The organism is Micromonospora sp. NPDC005252 (genome assembly GCF_042872475.1).
Classification (GTDB): domain Bacteria; phylum Actinomycetota; class Actinomycetes; order Mycobacteriales; family Micromonosporaceae; genus Micromonospora.
In genome coordinates this window covers 1-19,959 of sequence record NZ_JBIAKN010000026.1, presented here as the reverse complement: position 1 = coordinate 19,959, position 19,959 = coordinate 1, and the positions used below count along the sequence as shown (strand labels likewise).

The 19,959-nt window shown below is 73.0% G+C and carries 23 protein-coding genes and 1 riboswitch; of the genes, 10 read left to right on the top strand and 13 right to left on the bottom strand.

The window, feature by feature from the left end; translation table 11 throughout:
- Positions 1–181: 181 nt before the first annotated feature.
- Positions 182–1,624 (bottom strand): NADP-dependent phosphogluconate dehydrogenase, encoded by a 1,443-nt coding sequence (gndA, locus tag ACFYPH_RS30855; protein WP_387186599.1) that lies wholly within the window; start codon positions 1,622–1,624, stop codon positions 182–184.
- A gap of 145 nt (positions 1,625–1,769) precedes the next feature.
- Positions 1,770–2,066, bottom strand: a complete 297-nt coding sequence (locus ACFYPH_RS30850) for an MTH1187 family thiamine-binding protein (RefSeq protein ID WP_354854679.1) — start codon at positions 2,064–2,066, stop codon at positions 1,770–1,772.
- Positions 2,067–2,356: 290 nt separating this feature from the next.
- On the opposite strand from ACFYPH_RS30850, the gene ACFYPH_RS30845 reads away from it, so the two are divergent.
- A complete protein-coding gene (locus tag ACFYPH_RS30845) occupies positions 2,357–2,752 on the top strand; it encodes a hypothetical protein (RefSeq protein ID WP_387186597.1) in 396 nt (131 codons plus the stop codon).
- Positions 2,753–2,870: 118 nt separating this feature from the next.
- On the opposite strand, the gene ACFYPH_RS30840 is transcribed toward ACFYPH_RS30845, so the two are convergent.
- The 3 genes from ACFYPH_RS30840 to ACFYPH_RS30830 all read right to left on the bottom strand — a co-directional run bounded on the left by ACFYPH_RS30840 (position 2,871) and on the right by ACFYPH_RS30830 (position 5,833).
- Positions 2,871–3,671: an energy-coupling factor transporter transmembrane component T family protein gene (locus ACFYPH_RS30840; RefSeq protein WP_387186595.1), complete on the bottom strand. Its 801-nt coding sequence runs from the start codon at positions 3,669–3,671 to the stop codon at positions 2,871–2,873.
- A complete protein-coding gene (locus ACFYPH_RS30835) occupies positions 3,668–5,098 on the bottom strand; it encodes an ABC transporter ATP-binding protein (protein WP_387186593.1) in 1,431 nt (476 codons plus the stop codon). Before ACFYPH_RS30835 ends, ACFYPH_RS30840 begins: the two co-directional genes overlap by 4 nt.
- Before the next feature lie 147 nt (positions 5,099–5,245).
- The gene (locus ACFYPH_RS30830; protein ID WP_355067070.1) at positions 5,246–5,833 is read right to left on the bottom strand and encodes an ECF transporter S component; all 588 of its coding nucleotides are present in this window, start codon (positions 5,831–5,833) and stop codon (positions 5,246–5,248) included.
- Between the two features lie 77 nt (positions 5,834–5,910).
- Positions 5,911–6,015, bottom strand: a riboswitch (TPP riboswitch).
- 107 nt (positions 6,016–6,122) lie between these two features.
- Here ACFYPH_RS30830 and ACFYPH_RS30825 point away from each other — a divergent pair.
- From ACFYPH_RS30825 to ACFYPH_RS30805, 5 genes are all read left to right on the top strand, one after another.
- Positions 6,123–6,953: an alpha/beta fold hydrolase gene (locus ACFYPH_RS30825; RefSeq protein WP_387186590.1), complete on the top strand. Its 831-nt coding sequence runs from the start codon at positions 6,123–6,125 to the stop codon at positions 6,951–6,953.
- 55 nt (positions 6,954–7,008) lie between these two features.
- Positions 7,009–7,278, top strand: coding sequence for an AAC(3) family N-acetyltransferase (locus tag ACFYPH_RS30820; protein ID WP_354854670.1), 270 nt, complete (start codon positions 7,009–7,011; stop codon positions 7,276–7,278).
- Positions 7,275–8,024, top strand: coding sequence for an SIS domain-containing protein (locus ACFYPH_RS30815; protein ID WP_363940004.1), 750 nt, complete (start codon positions 7,275–7,277; stop codon positions 8,022–8,024). The genes ACFYPH_RS30820 and ACFYPH_RS30815 overlap by 4 nt, the downstream gene beginning before the upstream one ends.
- A 252-nt stretch (positions 8,025–8,276) precedes the next feature.
- A complete protein-coding gene (locus tag ACFYPH_RS30810) occupies positions 8,277–8,780 on the top strand; it encodes a DUF6328 family protein (RefSeq protein ID WP_354854666.1) in 504 nt (167 codons plus the stop codon).
- Between the two features lie 121 nt (positions 8,781–8,901).
- Entirely contained in the window at positions 8,902–10,908 is a 2,007-nt protein-coding gene (locus ACFYPH_RS30805; RefSeq protein ID WP_387186587.1) for an acyl-CoA dehydrogenase family protein, read from the top strand.
- Between the two features lie 173 nt (positions 10,909–11,081).
- Here ACFYPH_RS30805 and ACFYPH_RS30800 read toward each other — a convergent pair whose 3' ends face one another.
- The 8 genes from ACFYPH_RS30800 to ACFYPH_RS30765 all read right to left on the bottom strand — a co-directional run bounded on the left by ACFYPH_RS30800 (position 11,082) and on the right by ACFYPH_RS30765 (position 15,847).
- A complete protein-coding gene (locus tag ACFYPH_RS30800) occupies positions 11,082–11,249 on the bottom strand; it encodes a hypothetical protein (protein WP_234587259.1) in 168 nt (55 codons plus the stop codon).
- A 158-nt stretch (positions 11,250–11,407) separates the two neighbouring features.
- A complete protein-coding gene (locus tag ACFYPH_RS30795) occupies positions 11,408–12,016 on the bottom strand; it encodes a hypothetical protein (protein WP_355067073.1) in 609 nt (202 codons plus the stop codon).
- A gap of 204 nt (positions 12,017–12,220) precedes the next feature.
- Positions 12,221–12,619, bottom strand: coding sequence for a Fur family transcriptional regulator (locus ACFYPH_RS30790; protein WP_203150761.1), 399 nt, complete (start codon positions 12,617–12,619; stop codon positions 12,221–12,223).
- Positions 12,616–12,915: a metalloregulator ArsR/SmtB family transcription factor gene (locus ACFYPH_RS30785; RefSeq protein WP_354854660.1), complete on the bottom strand. Its 300-nt coding sequence runs from the start codon at positions 12,913–12,915 to the stop codon at positions 12,616–12,618. The genes ACFYPH_RS30790 and ACFYPH_RS30785 overlap by 4 nt, the downstream gene beginning before the upstream one ends.
- 42 nt (positions 12,916–12,957) lie before the next feature.
- Complete coding sequence (locus ACFYPH_RS30780) at positions 12,958–13,824, bottom strand: metal ABC transporter permease (RefSeq protein ID WP_354854658.1); 867 nt, start codon at positions 13,822–13,824, stop codon at positions 12,958–12,960.
- A gap of 2 nt (positions 13,825–13,826) precedes the next feature.
- Positions 13,827–14,588 (bottom strand): metal ABC transporter ATP-binding protein, encoded by a 762-nt coding sequence (locus ACFYPH_RS30775; protein ID WP_354854657.1) that lies wholly within the window; start codon positions 14,586–14,588, stop codon positions 13,827–13,829.
- Positions 14,585–15,535 (bottom strand): metal ABC transporter substrate-binding protein, encoded by a 951-nt coding sequence (locus ACFYPH_RS30770; RefSeq protein ID WP_387186583.1) that lies wholly within the window; start codon positions 15,533–15,535, stop codon positions 14,585–14,587. The genes ACFYPH_RS30775 and ACFYPH_RS30770 overlap by 4 nt, the downstream gene beginning before the upstream one ends.
- A 54-nt stretch (positions 15,536–15,589) precedes the next feature.
- Positions 15,590–15,847: a hypothetical protein gene (locus ACFYPH_RS30765; RefSeq protein ID WP_387186581.1), complete on the bottom strand. Its 258-nt coding sequence runs from the start codon at positions 15,845–15,847 to the stop codon at positions 15,590–15,592.
- A gap of 29 nt (positions 15,848–15,876) precedes the next feature.
- On the opposite strand from ACFYPH_RS30765, the gene ACFYPH_RS30760 reads away from it, so the two are divergent.
- From ACFYPH_RS30760 to dusB, 4 genes are all read left to right on the top strand, one after another.
- On the top strand, positions 15,877–16,218 hold the full coding sequence (locus tag ACFYPH_RS30760; RefSeq protein WP_354854652.1) for an antibiotic biosynthesis monooxygenase: 342 nt from the start codon (positions 15,877–15,879) through the stop codon (positions 16,216–16,218).
- 24 nt (positions 16,219–16,242) lie between these two features.
- Positions 16,243–16,722 (top strand): hypothetical protein, encoded by a 480-nt coding sequence (locus tag ACFYPH_RS30755; protein WP_354854650.1) that lies wholly within the window; start codon positions 16,243–16,245, stop codon positions 16,720–16,722.
- Between the two features lie 115 nt (positions 16,723–16,837).
- Entirely contained in the window at positions 16,838–18,217 is a 1,380-nt protein-coding gene (locus ACFYPH_RS30750; protein ID WP_387186578.1) for a glycine--tRNA ligase, read from the top strand.
- A gap of 64 nt (positions 18,218–18,281) precedes the next feature.
- On the top strand, positions 18,282–19,454 hold the full coding sequence (dusB, locus tag ACFYPH_RS30745; protein ID WP_355067077.1) for a tRNA dihydrouridine synthase DusB: 1,173 nt from the start codon (positions 18,282–18,284) through the stop codon (positions 19,452–19,454).
- The last annotated feature ends 505 nt before the right edge of the window (positions 19,455–19,959 follow it).

Genomic DNA, 19,959 nt, shown 5'->3' with positions numbered 1-19,959 from the left:
ACCTTGCTCGACACAAGCTGATCTATCAGAAGTCCCGTTCGCGTCTCCAAAGCCCTTGACTCAAGTCCCGATCGCCAAACGCAACAGCGTTGACATGGATGTAGTGGCCTCCCGTTGTCGGAAGGCCACCACATCATGGATCGAGCACGATCGTGCGGGGCGGGGCGCGGCGGGGTTCCGGCTACGCCGGGGACTCGGTCTTCTCGCCGGCCCAGGTGGTGTGGAACGAGCCCTCGCGGTCGACGCGCTGGTAGGTGTGCGCGCCGAAGTTGTCCCGCAGGCCCTGGATCAGCGCGGCGGGCAGCCGCTCGGCGCGCAGCCCGTCGAAGTACGCCAGCGACGACGAGAACGCCGGCGTCGGCACCCCCGCCCGGGCCGCGTCGGCCACGACCCGCCGCCAGCTCGGCACGCCGGCCGCGACCGCCTCGGCGAAGTACGGCGCCACGAGCAGCGTCGGCAGGTCGGGCTGCTCGTCGTACGCCTCGCGGATGCGGTTCAGGAAGCGGGCGCGGATGATGCAGCCGCCCCGCCAGATGGTCGCCGTGCCGCCGAGGTCGATGTCCCAGTCGTATTCCTGGCTGCCGGCGCGGATGTGGTCGAAGCCCTGCGCGTACGCGACGATCTTGGAAGCGAGCAGCGCCCGGCGCACGTCCTCCACGAACGCGTCCCGGTCGGCGACCTCCCACTTCTCACCGGCGTCCGGGAACGCCCGCCGGGCCGCCTCGCGCTGGTCGACGTGCCCGGACAGCGAGCGGGCGAACGTCGCCTCGGCGATCCCGGTGATCGGGATGCCCAGGTCGAGGGCGCTCTGCACCGTCCACCGGCCGGTGCCCTTCTGCTCGGCCCGGTCCTGCACGACGTCGACGAACGCGCGGCCGGTCGCCGCGTCGGTGTGCGCGAGCACGTCGGCGGTGATCTCGATGAGGAAGGACTCCAGCTCGCCGTTGTTCCAGTCGCGGAAGATCTCCGCGATCTCCGCCGGCTTCGCGCCCAGGCCGGACCGGAGCAGGTCGTACGCCTCGGCGATGAGCTGCATGTCGGCGTACTCGATGCCGTTGTGCACCATCTTGACGAAGTGCCCGGCGCCGTCCGGCCCGACGTGCATGCAGCACGGCACGCCGTCCACGTGGGCGGCGATCTTCTCGAACATCGGCCCGAGCTTGGCGTACGACTCGGCGGAACCGCCCGGCATGATGCTCGGCCCGAGCAGCGCGCCCTCCTCACCACCGGAGACGCCGGTGCCGCTGAAGTGCAGCCCCTGCGCGCGCAGCGACTCCTCCCGGCGACGGGTGTCGGCGAAGTGGGCGTTGCCGCAGTCGACGATGATGTCGCCCTCCTCCAGCAGCGGCACCAGCTCGTCGATCACGGCGTCGGTGGGCGCACCGGCCTTGACCATCACGATCACCGCGCGGGGCCGTTCCAGCGACGCCACGAAGTCGGCCATCGACTCACCGGGCACGAAGGAGCCCTCGTCACCGTGCTCGGCGACGAGGCTGCGGGTGCGCTCCGGCGACCGGTTGTGCACCGCCACGGTAAAGCCGTTGCGGGCCAGGTTGCGGGCCAGGTTCCGGCCCATCACCGCCAGCCCGGTCACGCCGATCTGCGCCGTCGCCTGCTCAGCCATTCGTGCCGCCACCTCTCGCCGTCGAACTATCCTGCTGCGACCGTATCGCGGCGCGCGGCATCGTGGGCGAGTCGTCCCACGGCGGGTCACCGCCTGGTCGCGGCCCGTTCGCCCGGCGCGTCCACACCCCGACCGGCAGCCACGCTCACCCCTGGGCCAGTCGGTCCTCCACACGCGCCACCTTCGCGGTGAGCGCGTCGGTGACCCCGGGCCGAACGTCGGCCTTCAGGACGACGCTCACCCGGGGCGCCTGCGCGGCCACCACGTCGACCGCCCGCTTCACCACCGCCATCACCTCGTCCCACTCGCCCTCGACGGTGGTGAACATGGCATCGGTCCGGTTGGGCAACCCGGACTCGCGGACCACCCGTACCGCCTCGGCAACCAGGTCACCCACGGAGTCGCCGGCACCGAGCGGGGTGATCGAGAACGCGATCAGCATGCGCCGATCGTGCCAGGAAATCGGGTGCGCGTCTCATCGGGCGGTGGTTAGGGTTCGGGCATGCGTAACTGACGCCCCACTTCCCGAGCCGGCCCGCCGCCCCGCGATCGCGGTCCGTGCGCTCCCGGGCGTCGCGCGTCTCCGTCCACCGTTCGGCGGTGTTGACCCAGCCCGATCCCCGGTGAGCAGTCCCTTCCCATTCGACCGTCGCGTTGCCACGGTCACCAGCCGATCCGACCGACCGCGGGAGCGCGGGACCGCCGGGAAGGTCGGCACCGAAGGAGGCCCGGATGCCCGCCAGGCGCAATCCGAAGAAGACCCGTACGCCCGCGCCGACGCCGCTGGGCACCGACCCGGCGGCCGGCCACGGCCCGCTCCCACCCACCCGCCCCGACCTCCCGGTCGAACCGATCGAGCCGGCGCTGCCAGCCGTGCTGACCGAGCCGGCGGCGCTGGGGGAGCGCGCGTTGCCGGCGGCGCTGAGGGAGCCCGCGCTGGTCGAGCCGGCGCTGGCCGTCGACGTGCCGGCGGCGGTCGACGCAGCGACGGTGGACGATCTGCCGAAGACCGCCGGGCGACCGACGGCACCGACGGCCGGGCCACCGCAGGCCGGCGGTAACCGCTCGGGCGGTGGCCGCAGCCAACGGGCCGGCCAGCCCCGCCGGTACGCCTTCCGCCGGAGCTGACCGACCCGACCCGTCGGGGCGGTGGCACCAAGGTCGGTGATGTGGTGGCCTGCGCAGCGCAGGGGGCCACCGCATCACCGAGGTGGTGCGGATCGTCTCGACTGGCTGAGCGGCCCGCTCAGCCGATCAGCGGGCGGAAGGTGCCGAGGAGCACGCTTGTGGTCAGGGCTGCTCCGGCCAGCGCGGCCGCCCCGGCGATCAGCAGCGCGTCGGCGAGGCCGAAGCGCTGGCGTCGGGCGACGGTACGGGGTGTGTCGCCGTCGAAGCCGCGCGCGTCCATGGCGACGGCCAGCCGGGTGCCCCGGCGGATCGCCCCGACCAGCAGCGCGAACGCCGTGGACGCGAACAGCCGCAGCTTCGCCACCGGGTTGCGTCCCGCGTCGACGCCGCGTGCCCGCCGGGCCATGCTGATCATCTGCCATTCCTGACCGAGCAGCGGCACCAGCCGGAACGCGGCCAGCGACCCGACGGCGAACCGCGCCGGCGCCTTCGCGTTCTGGATCAGCGCGTCCGCCAGGTCGGTCGGGTCGGTGGTGGCGAAGACGATCACGCCGGGCAGGGCCACCGCGAAGACCCGCAGCACCAGGCCGAGAGCGGTGCGCAGCACGCCGGTGCTCACCAGCACCGGCCCGGCGTCCAGCAGGATCCGGCCGGACTGGTCGGCGGCGAAGAGCACCAGGGTGACCAGGATGCCGGCGGCGCTGAGCAGCAGGGGCAGGGCCCGCCGGGCCAGCACCCGGTAGCGGACGCCGAACAGCGGCAGGACGGCCAGTTCGACCGCGATGGCGATCGCCGGCGCCACCGGGTCGAGCGTCGCCAGCAGGGTGAACGAGAAGACAAGCGCGGCAGCCACCTTCGCCACCGGGTTGCGCCGGGCCAGCGGGGCGCCGGGCGCGGCGATCGGCTCGATGCTGATCACCGGGCGCCGTCCGGTGCCCGCTGGAGGGTGACCGTGCGATCGGCGAGCGCGGCGACGAAGTCGAGGTCGTGGGTGACCGTGACCACGCCGTGCCCGGCGTCCCGCAGGTCGGCGAAGAGGTCGACCAGCTCCCGCCAGGTCCGCCGGTCCTGCCCGAAGGTCGGTTCGTCGCAGATCAGCAGGCGGGGCGCCGTGGCCAGGGCCGTCGCCACGCTCAGCCGCCGCGCCTCCCCACCGGAGAGGGTGTACGGGTTGGCGGCCGCGAGTCGGGTCAGCCGCAGCCGGTCCAGCAGCCCCGCGGCCGTCTCCCGGACGGCAGCCTCGGGTTGACCCGTCCGGCGTGGCCCGAGCGCCAGCTCGTCGAAGACGGTGCCGGCGACGAACTGGTGCTCCGGGTCCTGAAAGACCGACCCGATCCGTCGGGCCAGCGCGGGCGCTCGCCAGCGGTGCGGGGGAGCGCGGTGGTCGGCGCCGGCCAACTCGGCCGAGGCGGTGACGCGGCCGGCGCCCGGTTTGAGCAGGCCGCCGAGCAGCAGCGCCAGGGTGGACTTGCCGGCGCCGTTGGGTCCGCGTACGGCGAGCGCCTCTCCGGCGCGTACCGCCAGGTCGGTGGGGCCCAGCCGGGGCGGCAGGCCGAGCCGGTCGGCGGTGAGCAGCAGGTCGCCGGGGGCGGCGGTGGCCGTGCGGGGCGCGATGGGGTGACCGGGCACCCAGACGCCCTCGGCGGCGAGGGCAGCGCCGTGCGCGGCGAAGACCGCCTCGGGCGTCCCGTCCGCGCGGACCCCGCCGCCAGGCTCCAGGACGACCACCCGGTCGACCAGTGGCAGCGCCTCGGCGACCCGGTGTTCGACCAGGATCACTGTGGTGTCGGCGTCCAGCGCGCCCGCCACCGCGCCCCGGACCAGGGCGGCCCCGTCCGGGTCGAGGTTGGCGGTCGGCTCGTCGAGCAGCAGCAGGCCGGGCCGCAGGGCAAGCGCGCCGGCCAGGGCCAGGCGTTGCTGCTCGCCGCCGGAGAGCGCGGCAGTGCTGCGGTCGCGGGGGTACGGGAAGCCGACCCGCCGCAGCGCTTCGTCGACCCGGGGCCAGATCTCGTCCGTCGGCACGCCCCGGTTCTCCAGCCCGAACGCGACATCGTCGCCGCTGCGCGCCATCACCAACTGGGTCTGCGGGTCCTGGAAGACGATGCCGACCCGTTCCCGCGCCTTGCGGGGGTCGAGCCCGTCGATCTCGACGGTGCCCTCCTGCTCACCGGAATCCTCGGGCAGCAGCCCGGCCAGCGCGGTGAGCAGGGTGCTCTTGCCGGCCCCGGAGGGCCCGAGCAGCAGCACCCGTTCTCCGGCCTCGACCCGCAGATCCACGCCGCGCACAGCCCAGGCCCGCCGCCCGGCATGCCGCCACCCGAACCCCCGCAGCAGTACCCCGCCCACCCAACACCCCCTCCCTGCCACTCCCGGCCGTCTTCCCGCCGTCTTCCGCCGTCTCCCCGCCGTCTCCCCGCCGGTGATCAAGAGGTTTGCGTCAGAATTCCGGCTTCCGTTGACGCAAACCTCTTGATCACGGGGACAGTTGCGCCCTCAGATGAGGGCGCGGTTTCGGCCTACCGGGAAGCGGTCCAGCGCGCCGGTGTTGGCCAGGGCGCGGGTGAGCAGCCAGCCGCCCACGCCAGCGATGATCGTGGCGCTGACGATGGTGAGCAGGGCGTACGGGATGCGGTAGTCGCCCAGCGCGTAGTCGACGTTCCAGACGAAGAAGTCGAACAGCGCCGCGCTGAGACCGGTCAGCGCGCCGGCCAGCACGGCGGTCGGCAGCCGGTACGACCGGTACCGGAAAGCGGCGAACGCCAGCTCGGCCCCGATGCCCTGCACGATGCCCTGGGGGATCACCGTGCCGGCCCACTGGCTGCCCAGCAGCGCGGAGACGACCGCGGCCACCGTCTCGCAGTAGAGCGCGGCGCCGGGCTTGCGGATGACCAGGCCGCCGACCACGGCCGGCAGCAGCCAGACGCCGTAGATCAGCGTCTGCGCGGGCGGGAAGAAGGCGAACGCGCCCTCGGTGGCGCTCCAGACCAGGCCCCAGGCCCAGAAGATGACGCCGAAGGCGACCGCGATCACCGAGGCGACCACGATGTCGATGGTGCGCCAACGGCTGGTGGTGTTGTCCATGCTGTGCTCCCAGTTCAGTGGAACGAACCAGGAGAAGACGCACGCCGCGCGCCCGGTGGCACCGGACTCACGGCGCGGCTGGAGGTCGACCGAACTCCCTGCGCTGGCATTACCCAGATCAGGTTCGAGGGTCTGCGGGCGTGCCCGCACTCTCAGCGCTGTGCGCTCCCCTGTCGGATGTGAAGTTGTCTCGGTGACGCTAGCACCGACCAGGGGTAACGGCCCAGCAGGGCATTCGGCCGCCCGCGCATCAGGGCCGGCGCTCGGCCGGCTGGGTAGGCTGCCGATCATGCAGGTCGACGCGCGAGGTCTCACGTTCGAGGTAGGCACCGGCGGCCCGGCCGACGGCGTTCCCGTCCTCCTGCTGCACGGCTTCCCGCAGCACAGCGGGGAGTGGGACGACGTCGTGCCGGCACTGCACGCCGCCGGGCTGCGCACGTACGCGCTGGACCAGCGGGGCTACTCGCCGGGTGCCCGGCCGGAGGCGGTGGTCGCGTACCGGATTCCGGAACTGGTCGCCGACGTGGTGGCGGTGCTCGACGCGCTCGATGTGGACGCCGTCCACCTGGTCGGCCACGACTGGGGCGCGATCGTGGCCTGGGCGGTGGCCGCCGCGCACCCCGAGCGGGTCCGTACGTTGACCGCGGTGTCCGTGCCGCACCCGGCGGCCATGGCGCACGCCCTCGCCACCGACGGCCAGCAGAAGGCGCGCTCGTCGTACATCGCGCTGTTCCGCAAGCCGGGCAAGGCCGAGAAGGTGCTGCTGGCGTGGCACGCGACGGCGCTGCGCAAGATGCTCGGCGGGGTGGGTGACGCCTCCCGGGTGGACCGCTACGCCGACTCGATGCGGGAGCCGGGTGCGCTCACCGCCGCCCTGAACTGGTACCGGGCCATGTCCCGCGCCGACCTGGCCGGCGTCGGCCCGGTCGCGGTACCCACCACCTACGTCTGGAGCGACCGGGACGTCGCCATCGGGCGGACCGCCGCCGAGGCGTGCGCCGCCAACGTCATCGGTGACTACCGCTTCGTACCGCTGCCCGGGGTGAGCCACTGGATTCCGGACGCCGCACCCGCCGCGCTGGCCGAGGCGGTCCTGGCCCGGATCGCCGGGACGGCCTGAGCCGTGCCGTGCCGAGACACGCCGGGCCAACGAACGCCGGGCAGACGGGCGCCGGGTGGGCCGGCGCCGGGCGGAGGAGCGCCGTGACGGCACCTGCCGGCGGGCCGGACACCCGTCGCTCGCTCGCCGCGCAGCTGCGCCTGCTGGGTGTACGCCCCGGCTCGACGCGGGCGACTTCGGCGCGTTGGGTCGGGACCTGGAGGCCACCGGGGCGGTGCGCTGCGGCCCGGTGGGCGCGGGGACGGGGAGGTTGGTACGCCAGCGGGCGGCGGTCGACTTCGCGGTGCAGTGGATGGCCCGCAACCGGACGACGGAGGACGCATGAGTGTGAGCGCCGAGGACTACCTGGCCGTGGTGACCGAGACGATCGGCCGGGTGGCCGCCAGCCAGCGGGATGCGGTCGGGCGGGCCGCCGATCTGATCGCCGAAGCGGTACGCGCCGACGGGGTGGTGCACGCCTTCGGCACCGGGCACTCGGAGGCCCTCGCCATGGAGATCGCCGGTCGGGCGGGTGGTCTGGTGCCCACCAACCGGATCGCCCTGCGTGACCTGGTGCTGCTCGGCGGCGAACCGGCCGATCGTCTCGGGCCGCTGCTGGAGCGGGACCCGGCGGTGGCGCACCGGCTCTGGGAGCTGGCCCCCGTACAGGCTGCCGACGTCTTCGTGCTCGCGTCGAACTCCGGGGTCAACGGCGCGATGGTCGAGTTCGCCACGCTGGTCAAGGAGCATGGTCACCCGCTGGTGGCGATCACCTCGGCGCAGCACTCCGGCCGGATGACGTCCCGCCACCCGTCCGGGCGCAAGCTGGCCGACCTCGCCGACGTGGTGCTCGACAACGGCGCACCGTACGGCGACGCGACCCTGCCGCTGCCCGGCGGTGGCGCGGTCGGCGCGGTCTCCTCGATCACGGCGGCGCTGCTGGCGCAGCAGATCACCGTGGAGGTCGTCGCCCGGCTGCTGGCGACGGGGGAGCGGCCCCCGGTCTACCTGTCGGCGAACATCCCGGACGGCGACGCGCACAACACGGCCCTGGAGGCCAGATACGCCGGCCGGATCCGCCGGGGCTCCTGACCCCCGGCGGCGCGGGCGATGGCGCGACCCGGGCGGTCGGCATGGCGCGGGCGGGCGACGGCACGGCGGGTGGCGCGGGCGGCTCGGCTTGGGGCGGGCGGGCGACGGCGTGGCGACCGGGCGATGACCGGCGGGCGACGGGGAGATGGCCGGAACGTGTCGTGAGCCTGTTTCGCGCTCGGCCGTGTGGGGCATTGGCGTTGCTGCCGGCGGCTGGGACCGCCGGCAGTACCGTCTGACCGGAGGTAGCGCGTGTCCAAGGAGACCGAGAAGCAGCGTTGGCAGCGCAACTTCGCCGACCTGTTGCAGGAGCTGCGGGTCGCCCAGACCGGCGTGCAGATCCTCTTCGCCTTCCTGCTCACCCTGCCGTTCAGCAACGGGTTCACCCGGACCAGCGAGTTCCAGCGGGACGTCTACATCGTCGCGCTGCTCGCCGCGGCCGCCGCCACCGCGATGATCATCTCGCCGGTGGCGTTCCACCGGGCGCTGTTCCGTCAGGGGCGCAAGCCGGAGCTGGTGCGGTTCGCGCACCGGATGGCCACCGGCGGCCTCGCCTTCATGCTGATCGCGATGGTCAGCGCGGTCCTGCTGATCACCGACTTCGTGCTGGACCGGCCGATCGCGTTCCTGCTCAGCGCGCTGGCCGGGCTCTGGTTCCTCCTGTTCTGGGTGATCCTGCCGTTCGCCCGCCGCAACTGGGGGGACGACGACATCGATGACGACGATGACGACCCGGACACGCTCAGCGGCCGCTGACCCCGCCGGAGCAGCGAGCAGACGATCCGCACGCAGCGCTACCCCTGGGTAACAACCGGGGGTAGCGTGACGGTAGTCGCGCACGTCGACGCAGCCGCAACCGAGGTTCGAGGGGGCAGCCGTGACCACGACGCAGAATGGCCGACCGGCACCGGACGGCCCCGACTCCGAAGCCGGCAGCGTCACACCGGGCAGCACCGGGCCGTTGCCGGCGGAGGCGGGGCAGGTCTCCGAGAAGGAGGCCCGGCAGGTCGCCGAGGCCGCCCGGGAGTCCACCTGGGATCGGCCCAGCTTCGGCAAGGAGCTGTTCCTCGGGCGGTTCCGGCTCGACCTGATCGATCCCTGGCCCCGCTCCGACCCGGACGACGTGGCCCGCGCCGAGGAGTTCCTTGGTCGGTTCCGCGCCTTCCTCACCTCCGAGGTGGACGGCGCGGCCATCGAACGGGACGCCTCCATTCCGGACTCCGTGTTCCACGGGCTGGCCGACCTCGGCGCGTTCGGCATGAAGATCGACCGCAAGTACGGCGGCCTCGGGCTGAGCAACCTGCACTACTGCCGGGCGCTGATGCTGGCCGGCTCGGTCAGCCCGGCGATCGGCGCGCTGCTCTCGGCCCACCAGTCGATCGGGGTGCCGCAGCCGCTGAAGATGTTCGGCACCACCGAGCAGAAGCAGCGCTTCCTGCCCCGGCTCGCCGCGGGCGAGGTCTCCGCGTTCCTGCTCACCGAGCCGGACGTGGGCTCCGACCCGGCCCGGCTCGCCACCACCGCCGAGCCGACCGAGGACGGCACCGGCTACCGACTCAACGGGGTCAAGCTCTGGGCCACCAACGGCATCGTCGCGACCCTGCTGGTGGTGATGGCCCGGGTGCCCGCCGCCGAGGGTCGGCGCGGCGGGATCACCGCGTTCGTGGTGGACGGCGACAGCGCGGGCATCACCGTGGAGCGGCGCAACGAGTTCGTCGGCCTCCGTGGTCTGGAGAACAGCCTGACCCGGTTCCACGACGTGTTCGTGCCGGCGGAGAACGTCATCGGCGGTGAGGGCAAGGGGCTCAAGATCGCCCTGACCACGCTGAACACCGGTCGGCTCTCGCTGCCGGCCATGTGCGTGGGCGCCGGCAAGTGGTCGTTGAACGTGGCCCGGGGGTGGGCCGCCGACCGCGTCCAGTGGGGCCGGCCGGTGGGCGAGCACGAGGCGGTCGCCCAGAAGCTCTCCTTCATCGCCGCCACCACGTACGCCATGGAGACCATGCTCGACCTGTGCTGCCTGCTCGCCGACGACGACCGCAACGACATCCGGATCGAGGCGGCGCTGGTCAAGCTGTACGCCAGCGAGATGGCCTGGAAGATCGCCGACGAGCTGATCCAGATCCGGGGCGGGCGCGGCTACGAGACGGCCGACTCGCTGGCCGCCCGCGGCGAACGCCCGGCCAACGTCGAGCAGGTGCTCCGCGACCTGCGGATCAACCGGATCTTCGAGGGCTCGACCGAGATCATGCATCTGCTGATCGCCCGGGAGGCGGTCGACGCCCACCTCTCGGTGGCCGGCGACATCATCGACCCGGAGGCGGGGCTCGGCCGCAAGGCCCGCGCCGGCGCCCGTGCGGGCGCGTTCTACGCGAGGTGGCTGCCCACCCTCGCGGTCGGCAAGGGCCAGAGCCCGTCGGCGTACGCCGAGTTCGGGCCCCTGGCCGCGCACCTGCGCCAGGTGGAACGGTCGTCGCGCAAGCTGGCCCGGTCGACGTTCTACGCGATGTCCCGCTGGCAGGGAAAAATGGAACGCAAGCAGGCGTTCCTCGGGCGTGTGGTGGACATCGGCGCGGAGCTGTTCGCGATGTCCGCCGTCTGCGTCCGGGCGTCCGCCGAGCGCGACACGCGGCCGGAGAACGTCGAGCTGGCCGACCTGTTCTGCCGGCAGGCCCTGGTCCGGGTGGACGCGCTGTTCACGGCACTCTGGGACAACACCGACTCCGTCGACACGGCCGCCGCCAAGCGGATCCTCGCCGGCCGCTACGCGGGGCTGGAGGAGGGGGTCGTCACCCCGTCCGACGAGTTGCCCTGGGTGGCCCGCTGGTCGCCCGGCCCGTCCACCGCCGAGGACGTCCGCCGCCGCATCCCGCCGAAGCCGTAACCTCCGACCCCGCGGCCTGACCCCCTGCGGCCCGCCCGCCGGGCCGCCCCTCGCCGCTGTTCGCGCCGGCCGGACTGGTCGCGTTGGCCGCGCTTGCCGTGCCGGCCGCGCTTGCCGTGCTGCGTTTGCGCGTGCCGTGCCGCCGCGGCGTGGCCTGGCTGCCCGGCGCGCTGTCAGCGGGCGACCGCCCAGGCCAGCACCCCCGCCAGGATCAGACCGTTGAGCCCGGCCAGGGCGAGGTACGCCGCGGGTGGGATCTTCCTGCCCCGGCGGACGAGGGAGACCAGGACGGCGGCGTAGCCGAGCAGCAGTACGGCGATGACGATCAGGAAGTAGAACACCCGAAGACCTTAACGGCCGGGATGCCGACGCAGGCTGTGGCACGCGACGGCAGCTGGTGGTCGATCCACACCAGGTCGCCGAGGTGGGGGCATCCGGCGGCCCGGACAGACCCACATCGGCGATCTGGTGTGGATCAAGCCAGGGGCGTACCGCAGGTTCAGCGGCCTCTGCTGCGCAGGCCGAGTTGGCGTAGCTCCAGGGCGGCCAGGGCCTCGACGGTGTCGTCGTCGCCACGTCGCCACGCCTCGGCGACGTCCGGCGCGATCCGGGTCAGCCGGCCCAGCGGCTGGGTGGCCAGCGCGCGTAGCGCGAGCAGATCCCGCCCGGCCGGCCCGGCGGCCAGCTTCGCGGCCGATCCGGCCCGGCGCATCCAGCGCAGCCGCAGCGGCAGCCAACCGAAGAGCACCAGGCCGAGCGGGAAGATCAGCACCGCGACGGTGAGGGCGAGGGCGAGCTGGTCGACCAGGTGCTGCTGGTCGCGGCCGGCGTCGGCGAGACCCCGGGCGGCGTCGGCGGCCCGCTGGAAGGGCGCGGTCAGCTCGTCACCGACCAGCGGCACCCGCCGGACCTTGCCGCCGGCGTCGGCGAGGTTGTCGGCGAGGCCACTGCCGGCGCCCTCCAGCTTCTGCCCGGGTACGGCGAGCTTCTGCACCAGGTCGTGCAGCCAGAGCGCGGCGCGGATCGCGACGTACACCCAGGCGACGACGAGCAGGTCGGTGAGCAACTGGCGGACGGCGGTCGGAAACCGATCGGCGTAGATCTTCACGCCGGACAGCGTGCCACGAACGGTCCCCGCCCGGCACCCGTCGATCGGTGGCCGGGGTGACCCCGGCCCGGGGGCGCCGCAGGCTCCGCTCCCCGCCACCGACGCCCGGCCGGGGGATCGGCGATCAGGCGAGCCGCAGGCCCCCGAACGCGACGGTGTCGCCCACCGGCTGGACCGGGCGGAACCGAAGGTCGGCCACGCTGGTCAGCGGACGCAGGCCGGGCAGGTGCCGAAGATCTCCAGGGTGTGGCTGACGTCGGCGTAGCCGTGCTGCGCGGCGACCCGGTCGGCCCAGCTCTCCACCGCGGGGCCGGCCACCTCGACCGTACGCCCGCAGGCCCGGCAGACCAGGTGGTGGTGGTGCCCCTCGCTGCACCGGCGGTAGAGGTGCTCGCCGCCCGGCGGGCGCATCACGTCGATCTCGCCCGCGTCGGCCAGCCCCTGCAGGGTGCGGTAGACAGTCGTGAGGCCGACCCGCTCACCGCGCTGCCGGAGCATCGCGTGCAGGTCCTGGGCGCTGTGGAAGCCCTCCATCTCGCCCAGCAGCGCGCTCACCGCCGAGCGCTGCCGGGTGTTGCGCACCGCGGCGCCGCTCTCGCTCATGATCCCTCCCCGGCGTGGCTGACCGCGTCCGCCACGATGTGCGCGACGTGCTCGTCGACCAGGCTGTAGGCGATCTCCCGGCCCCGGCGGGAGCCCCGCACCACGCCCGCTCCGCGCAGCACCCGCAGGTGCTGGGACACCAGCGGCTGTGCCGCGCCCAGCTTCTCCACCAGCTCGTGCACGCACCGCTCGCCGCTGGCCAGCTCGCTGACGATGGCCAGCCGGATGGGCGCCGACAGGGCCCGGAGCAACTCGCTGGCTCCGTCGAAACCCTCGTAGCCTGTTGCGCTGGTCATCTTGCAACGGTAACCAATACCACCGACATCCGCCGATCGGGCTCAGTGCAGGACGACCTCGTGCGGTTCCGGCGCCGGTACGGGGGCCGGCGCGGTGCGGCGGCGTACCGCCCGCCAGAGCGCGCCAGCCACGGCCACCACCAGGAACGAGGCGATCGCCAGCAGCACCACCGAGGCGCCGGGCGGGGTGTCGGCGGTGGCCGCCACCCAGACGCCGGAGCCGGCAGCGAAGAACCCGAGCGCCATCGCGGCGGCCATCGTGCTGCGGAAGCCCCGGGTGACCTGCTGGGCGGTGGCCACCGGAACCACCATCAGCGCGCTGATCAGCAGCACTCCGACGGCCCGCATCGCGATGGTCACCGTGACCGCTGTGGTGACCGCGATCAGCAGGTTGAGGGTGCGCACCGGCAGGCCGGACACGCGGGCGTACTCCTCGTCGTGGCTGATCGCGAAGAGCGCCGGCCGCAGCACGATCATGGTGAGCAGGATCGCCGCGCCGAGCACGCCGACGGTGATCAGGTCGGTGGTCGAGGTGGAGAGCAGGGACCCGAACAGGTAGGCGTTGAGGTTGGCGCTGGTCGCGTCCGAGAGGCCGACCAGCAGGACGCCGCCGGCGATGCCGCCGTAGAAGAGCAGCGCCAGGGCCAGGTCGCCGGAGGTCCGCCCGCGCGCGCGGACCACCTCGATGGCGATCGCGCCGACCGTGGCGACGATCACCGCCACCAGCACCGGCGAGCGGTTGAGGAGCAGGCCGGCGCCGACGCCGGTCAACGCCACGTGGCCGATGCCGTCGCCGATCAGCGTCAGTCGGCGCTGCACCAGGTAGATGCCGAGCGCCGGCGCGGCCAGGCCGATCACCAGCGCGCCGATCAGGGCGCGCTGCATGTAGGGGTACTGGAAAAGTTCCATGGTCAGTTGCTCCACAGCCCGGCGGGCTCGTCGGGACCGTGCGGGTGCACGTGGTCGTGGTCGGGCTCCGCGTGGTGGCCGGCCGGGTCCGGAACCGGGCCGTCGTGACAGACGCCGCCCTGGTGGACGACGACCGCCCGGCTGATCACCGGCCGCAGCGGGCCCAGCTCGTGTGCCACCAGCAGCACCGTCCCGCCGTCGGCGACGAAGTCACGCAGCGCGCCCGCGAATGCCTCCTGGCTGGCCGCGTCCACCCCGGCGGTGGGCTCGTCGAGGATCAGCAGCTCCGGCCGGCCGGCCAGCGCACGGGCGATCAGGGTGCGCTGCTGCTGACCGCCGGAGAGGGTGGACACCGGGTCGGTGGCCCGGTCGGCGAGCCCGACCGCGCGCAGGGCCGCGTCGACGGCGGCCCGGTCGGCCGCGCCGGGCGGGCGCAGGATCCCCCGGCGGGCCAGTCGGCCGGACGCCACCACCTCGCGGACGGTGGCGGGCACGCCTCCGCCAGCGCCGAGGCGCTGCGGGACGTACCCGATGCGCTGCCACTGGCGGAACTGGCGCAACGGCCGGTCGAAGAGGGTGATCGAGCCGGCGGTGAGCGGCACCAGGCCGAGGATCGCGCGGATCAGCGTGGACTTGCCGGAGCCGTTGGCGCCGAGCACCGCGACCACCTCCCCGGCGGTCACGGTGAGCGAGACGTCCCGGAGCACCGGGCGGCCGTCGTAGCCGACCGCGCCGTGCTCGACGGTGATGACGGGGGTGCTCACGAGCAGCTCAACGCCGTCCGCAGGGTCTGCAGGTTGGTACGCATCACCGAAAGGTAGTCCGAGCCGCTGCCCGCGGCGAGTCCTTCGATCGGGTCGAGCACCGCGGTCTTCGCGCCGACCTGACCGGCGATGGTCTCGGCGACCTTCGGGCTGACCAGCGCCTCGAAGAAGATCGTGGTGGCGTGGTGCGCCTTCGCATCCTCGATGACCCGGGCGAGCCGCTGCGGCGAGGGCTCGACGTCCGGGCTCAGCCCGGTGATGCCGACCTGTTCGAGCCGGTAGCGGTCAGCCAGGTAGCCGAACGCGGTGTGGCTGGTCACGATCTCCCGCCGCTGGCAGGTCGCGAGGCCCTGGGTGAACTCGCCGTCGAGGGCCGTCAGGTCGGCGCGCAGCGCCGTGGCCCGGGCGGTGTAGTCGGCGGCGTGGTCCGCGTCGACCTCGCCGAGCCGCTGGGCGAGCTGATCGCCGATGGCGGCGAGCCGGGTCGGGTCGAGCCAGACATGCGGGTCCTTGGCGTGAGCGTGCTGCTCCTCGCCCTGCTCCTCCGCACCCTCGTGGTTGTGGCCGCCGGCGCTCGCGTCCAACAGCGGCTGCACGCCGGCCACGTCGAACACCCGGGCGTCGTCGTCCTGCGCGACCGTCTCGTCCACCGCGGGCTGGAAGCCCTTGAGGTAGACGATGAGCTCGGCCTCGGTGACCTGGCCGACCTGGCGAGGGCTCAGCTCCAGGTCGTGCGGCTCGGCGCCGGGCTTGGCCAGGTTGGTCACGTGGACCGCGTCACCGCCGACGCGCTCGGCGATGAACTGGAGTGGGTAGAACGCGGCGACCACGTCGACCCGTTGGGGATCGGCGCCGGCCGCGCCGCCGGTGGAGCAGCCGGCGACGGCGCCCAGGGCGAGCAGGGCGGTCGCGGCGGCCAGGACGCGGGACGTGGTGCGGTTGGTCATGTCCCCAACTGTCCGTGGTAACGACAATGATTGTCAAAAACGCATGCTTGCATGTCAGAGCAGCTTCGCGAGGCCCACCGTGACCAGCAGGGTCAGCATCAGCAGCCGGATCAGCCGGGTCTGCGGGGCCTGAACCGGCCAGGTGGTCGCCAACAGGACGATCAGGGCGGCGGCGAGGGCCAGCGTCAGCAGCCCGCCGACCACCCCCGGCGTGAAGAACGCCACCAGCACCACCACCAGGGTGAGCAGGAACACCGACGTTGGGTTCGCCCCGGCCAACCGGGCCAGCAGAGGGCGCTGCGTACGCTGCATCCCACAGACTCTACGAGGAGGAACCCCCGGTGCTGGTGACCAACCGGTTCGTGGTCGACGTCGATGTCGCCGACGGCTTCGCCGAACGGGCGCACGCCGCCCTCACCGCGCTGGCCGCCTGCCCCGGCTACCTGCGCGGCCAACTGGTCCGAGCCCTGGACGACCCCCGGTACTGGTCACTCGTCACCGAGTGGGAGTCGGTCGGCACCTACCGGCGGGCGCTGGGCGCCTTCGAGGTCAAGGTGACCGCGGTGCCGTTGCTCGCCGAGTCGGTCGACGAGCCGTCCGCGTACGAGGCGCTGGCCAGCGCCGCGCCCGGGGGAGCCGTGGTGGTCGCCGAGAGTGATCGGGCTGCTGGTCCTTACCGCTGAGCCGCCGGGCACTACCCTGCTCCTATGACCGCACCCGCCCCGCCGCCCGGTCCCGGTGTGGCTCCGCCGTTCGCCGCGCCGCCCACCGAGGGCCGCCGGACCCGGCTCTGGATCGGCCTCGGCGTCGGCGCCCTCGCCGTGCTGCTCTGCTGTGGCGGAGGAGGCGCGGCCGTCGTCGGCCTGGCCGTGAGCGGCGTGCAGGCGGTACGCGAGCAGGGCCGCACGGTGACCGGCGACTACTACCAGGCGCTCGTCGAGCGAAACTACGGCCGGGCGTACGACCAGCTCTGCGACGACGCGCAGCGGCGCGAGTCCCGCCCCGAGTTCGAGCGGCGGGCGGCCGCCGAGCCGCAGGTCACCGCGTTCCGGGTGGGTGAGGTGGACACCACCAACCTGACCGTCGGAGTCGACGTGACCCTCGACGGCGGCGACCGGGAGCGACAGCAGGTCAGCCTGGGCCAGGACGGTCAGACCGGCGGCATGGAGGTGTGCGGGGTGAGCTGACCCGCCCCCGGTATTCTGCTGGGCTCGGGACGCCGGTGGTCGTACCGTTGTCCCGAACCGACCCGATCCATCCACATCTCGCCCCCGCCGACCGCCAGCCGGCGTAGGAGGAAACATGCCAGTCGACCGTATCGACGCCGTCGTCAGCCTCGCCAAGCGCCGAGGCTTCGTCTTCCCCTCCAGCGAGATCTACGGAGGCACCCGATCGGCGTGGGACTACGGTCCGCTCGGTGTGGAGCTGAAGGAGAACGTCCGCCGGCAGTGGTGGAAGACCATGGTCCAGCAGCGCGACGACGTCGTCGGCCTCGACTCCGCGGTGATCCTGGCCCGCAAGGTGTGGGAGGCGTCCGGCCACATCGCCGAGTTCGTCGACCCGCTCACCGAGTGCCAGTTCTGCCACAAGCGGTTCCGGGCCGACCACCTGGAGGAGGCGTACGAGGCCAAGCACGGCCACCCGCCGGCCTCGCTCGCGGAGATCAACTGCCCCAACTGCGGCAACAAGGGCACCTTCACCGAGCCGAAGATGTTCAACGGCCTGATGAAGACCTACCTCGGCCCGGTGGAGAGCGACGAAGGGCTGCACTACCTGCGCCCGGAGACCGCGCAGGGCATCTTCGTCAACTACAAGAACGTCGAGACGGTCGCCCGCAAGAAGCCGCCGTTCGGCATCGCGCAGACCGGCAAGTCGTTCCGCAACGAGATCACCCCGGGCAACTTCATCTTCCGGACCCGCGAGTTCGAGCAGATGGAGATGGAGTTCTTCGTCGAGCCGGGCACGGACGAAGAGTGGCACGAGTACTGGCTCCAGGAGCGCTGGAAGTGGTACCTCGACCTCGGCCTGTCGGCGGACAACCTGCGCCTGTACGAGCACCCTGCCGAGAAGCTCTCGCACTACTCGAAGCGCACTGTCGACATCGAGTACCGCTTCCAGTTCGGCGGGACCGAGTTCGCCGAGCTGGAGGGTGTCGCCAACCGCACCGACTTCGACCTCTCCACGCACAGCAAGCACTCCGGCGTCGACCTGTCGTACTTCGACCAGACCAAGGGCGAGCGCTGGATGCCGTACGTCATCGAGCCGGCCGCCGGTCTGACCCGCGCGGTGCTCGCCTTCCTGCTGGAGGCGTACGACGAGGACGAGGCGCCGAACACCAAGGGCGGCGTCGACAAGCGCACGGTGATGCGGTTCGACCCGCGGCTGGCCCCGGTGAAGGTGGCGGTGCTGCCGCTGTCCCGCAACGAGGCGCTGTCGCCCAAGGCGAAGGACCTCGCCACGCTGCTGCGCAAGCGCTGGGTGGTGGAGTTCGACGACTCGCAGGCGATCGGCCGCCGCTACCGCCGGCAGGACGAGATCGGCACCCCGTTCTGCGTGACCGTCGACTTCGACACGCTGGACGACAACGCCGTGACGGTGCGCAACCGGGACACCATGGGCCAGGAGCGCGTCTCGCTGGACCAGGTCGAGCGTTACCTGATCGAGCGCCTCCCCGGCTGCTGAGACGGTGGGCACGGGGCCCCGGCCGACGCGGAAAGCGCCGGTCGGGGCCCCGTACACTTGTGCGGTGACCGCCTCGACCGTTCCCGCGCTGCGCCCGTTGGCCCTCGGGCCGTACCAGGTGTCGCCGCCGGTGGTGCTCGCGCCGATGGCCGGGATCACGAACGTCGGATTCCGCCGGCTGTGCCGTGAGCAGGGCGGCGGCATCTACGTCTGCGAGATGATCACGACCCGTGCGCTGGTCGAGCGCAACCCGAAGACGCTCCGCATGATCGCGTTCGGCGACGACGAACAGCCGCGCAGCCTCCAGCTCTACGGCACCGACCCGGAGGTCACCGCCGCCGCCGTGCGGATCGTCGTCGAGCGCAACCTGGCCGACCACATCGACCTCAACTTCGGCTGCCCCGTACCCAAGGTCACCCGGCGCGGCGGCGGCGCGGCGCTCCCGTGGCGACGCCGGCTCTTCGCCCGCCTGGTGCGGGCCGCGGTGGACGCCGCCGCACCCTCCGGGGTGCCGGTCACCGTGAAGATGCGCAAGGGCATCGATGACGACCACCTGACGTACGTCGAAGCGGGGCTCGCCGCCCAGGACGCCGGCGTCGCCGCGGTGGCCCTGCACGGGCGGACGGCCGCCCAGCGCTACTCGGGCACCGCCGACTGGGACGCGATCGCCACCTTGAAGCAGGCCCTCGACGTGCCGGTCCTCGGCAACGGCGACATCTGGGAGGCCGACGACGCGCTGCGGATGGTCGCCCACACCGGGGTCGACGGCGTGGTGGTCGGCCGGGGCTGCCTCGGCCGGCCGTGGCTCTTCGCCGACCTGGAGGCCGCCTTCAACGGTCGGCCCGAACGGCGTCTGCCCAGCCTCGGCGAGGTGGCGGTGACCATGCGCCGGCACGCCGAGCTGCTCGTCGACCAGTTCGTGGCGGGCGCCCGCAACCCCGCCCGGGGTGAGCGCGACGGCTGCACCGACTTCCGCAAGCACGTCGCCTGGTACCTGAAGGGCTTCCCCGTGGGCGGCGAGCTGCGCCGTTCGCTGGCGATGATCGAGAGCCTGGCCCAGCTCGACGACCTGCTCGGCAAGCTCGACCCGGCGGAGCCGTTTCCGGTGGCCGCACTGGGTCAGCCGCGCGGGCGTACCAACTCGCCGGGCAAGGTCTTCCTCCCGGACGGCTGGCTGGCCAGCCGGGACGACGACACCGTCCCCGAGGGCGCCGAGATGGACGACTCCGGCGGCTGACCCGCAACCGGCTGTGTGCGCCATGGCGCGCGGTATTCGCGTCGGACCATGCGCCAGAGCCGCCGGTCGTGCGTGCCAACGCCCACGCCGACGCCGATGTGGCTCGGAGCGGCCAAGGGGCCGCCTCACCCGCCTCTCACCCGTCTCCGACCGCACCGCCGTAGCCTGAACGCACAGATCTTGGACAGTTTCCGTTAGCCGATAACGGAAACTGTCCAAGATCTGCTCATGTCTTGGGCAGGTGGGCTGAGGAACCGGGCCATTCGGCGCGGAGGCGCGCTTCGTGCCTGCCTCGCTGCCGGCTGACGGCATGCCGAAAGGGCCGGCCCTGTGGTGGGTCCGGTCCTTGTCGGATTACTCGGTGCTGGGGGGCGGAGGGGCGCTTCGTGCCTACCTCGCGACCGACTGACGGCATGCCGAAAGGGCCGGGCCCCGTGGTGGGGTCCGGCCCTTGTCGGTGGTGGTGCTGGGGTGGGGTCAGCTGGTGGCGTAGCCGCGGGTGGCG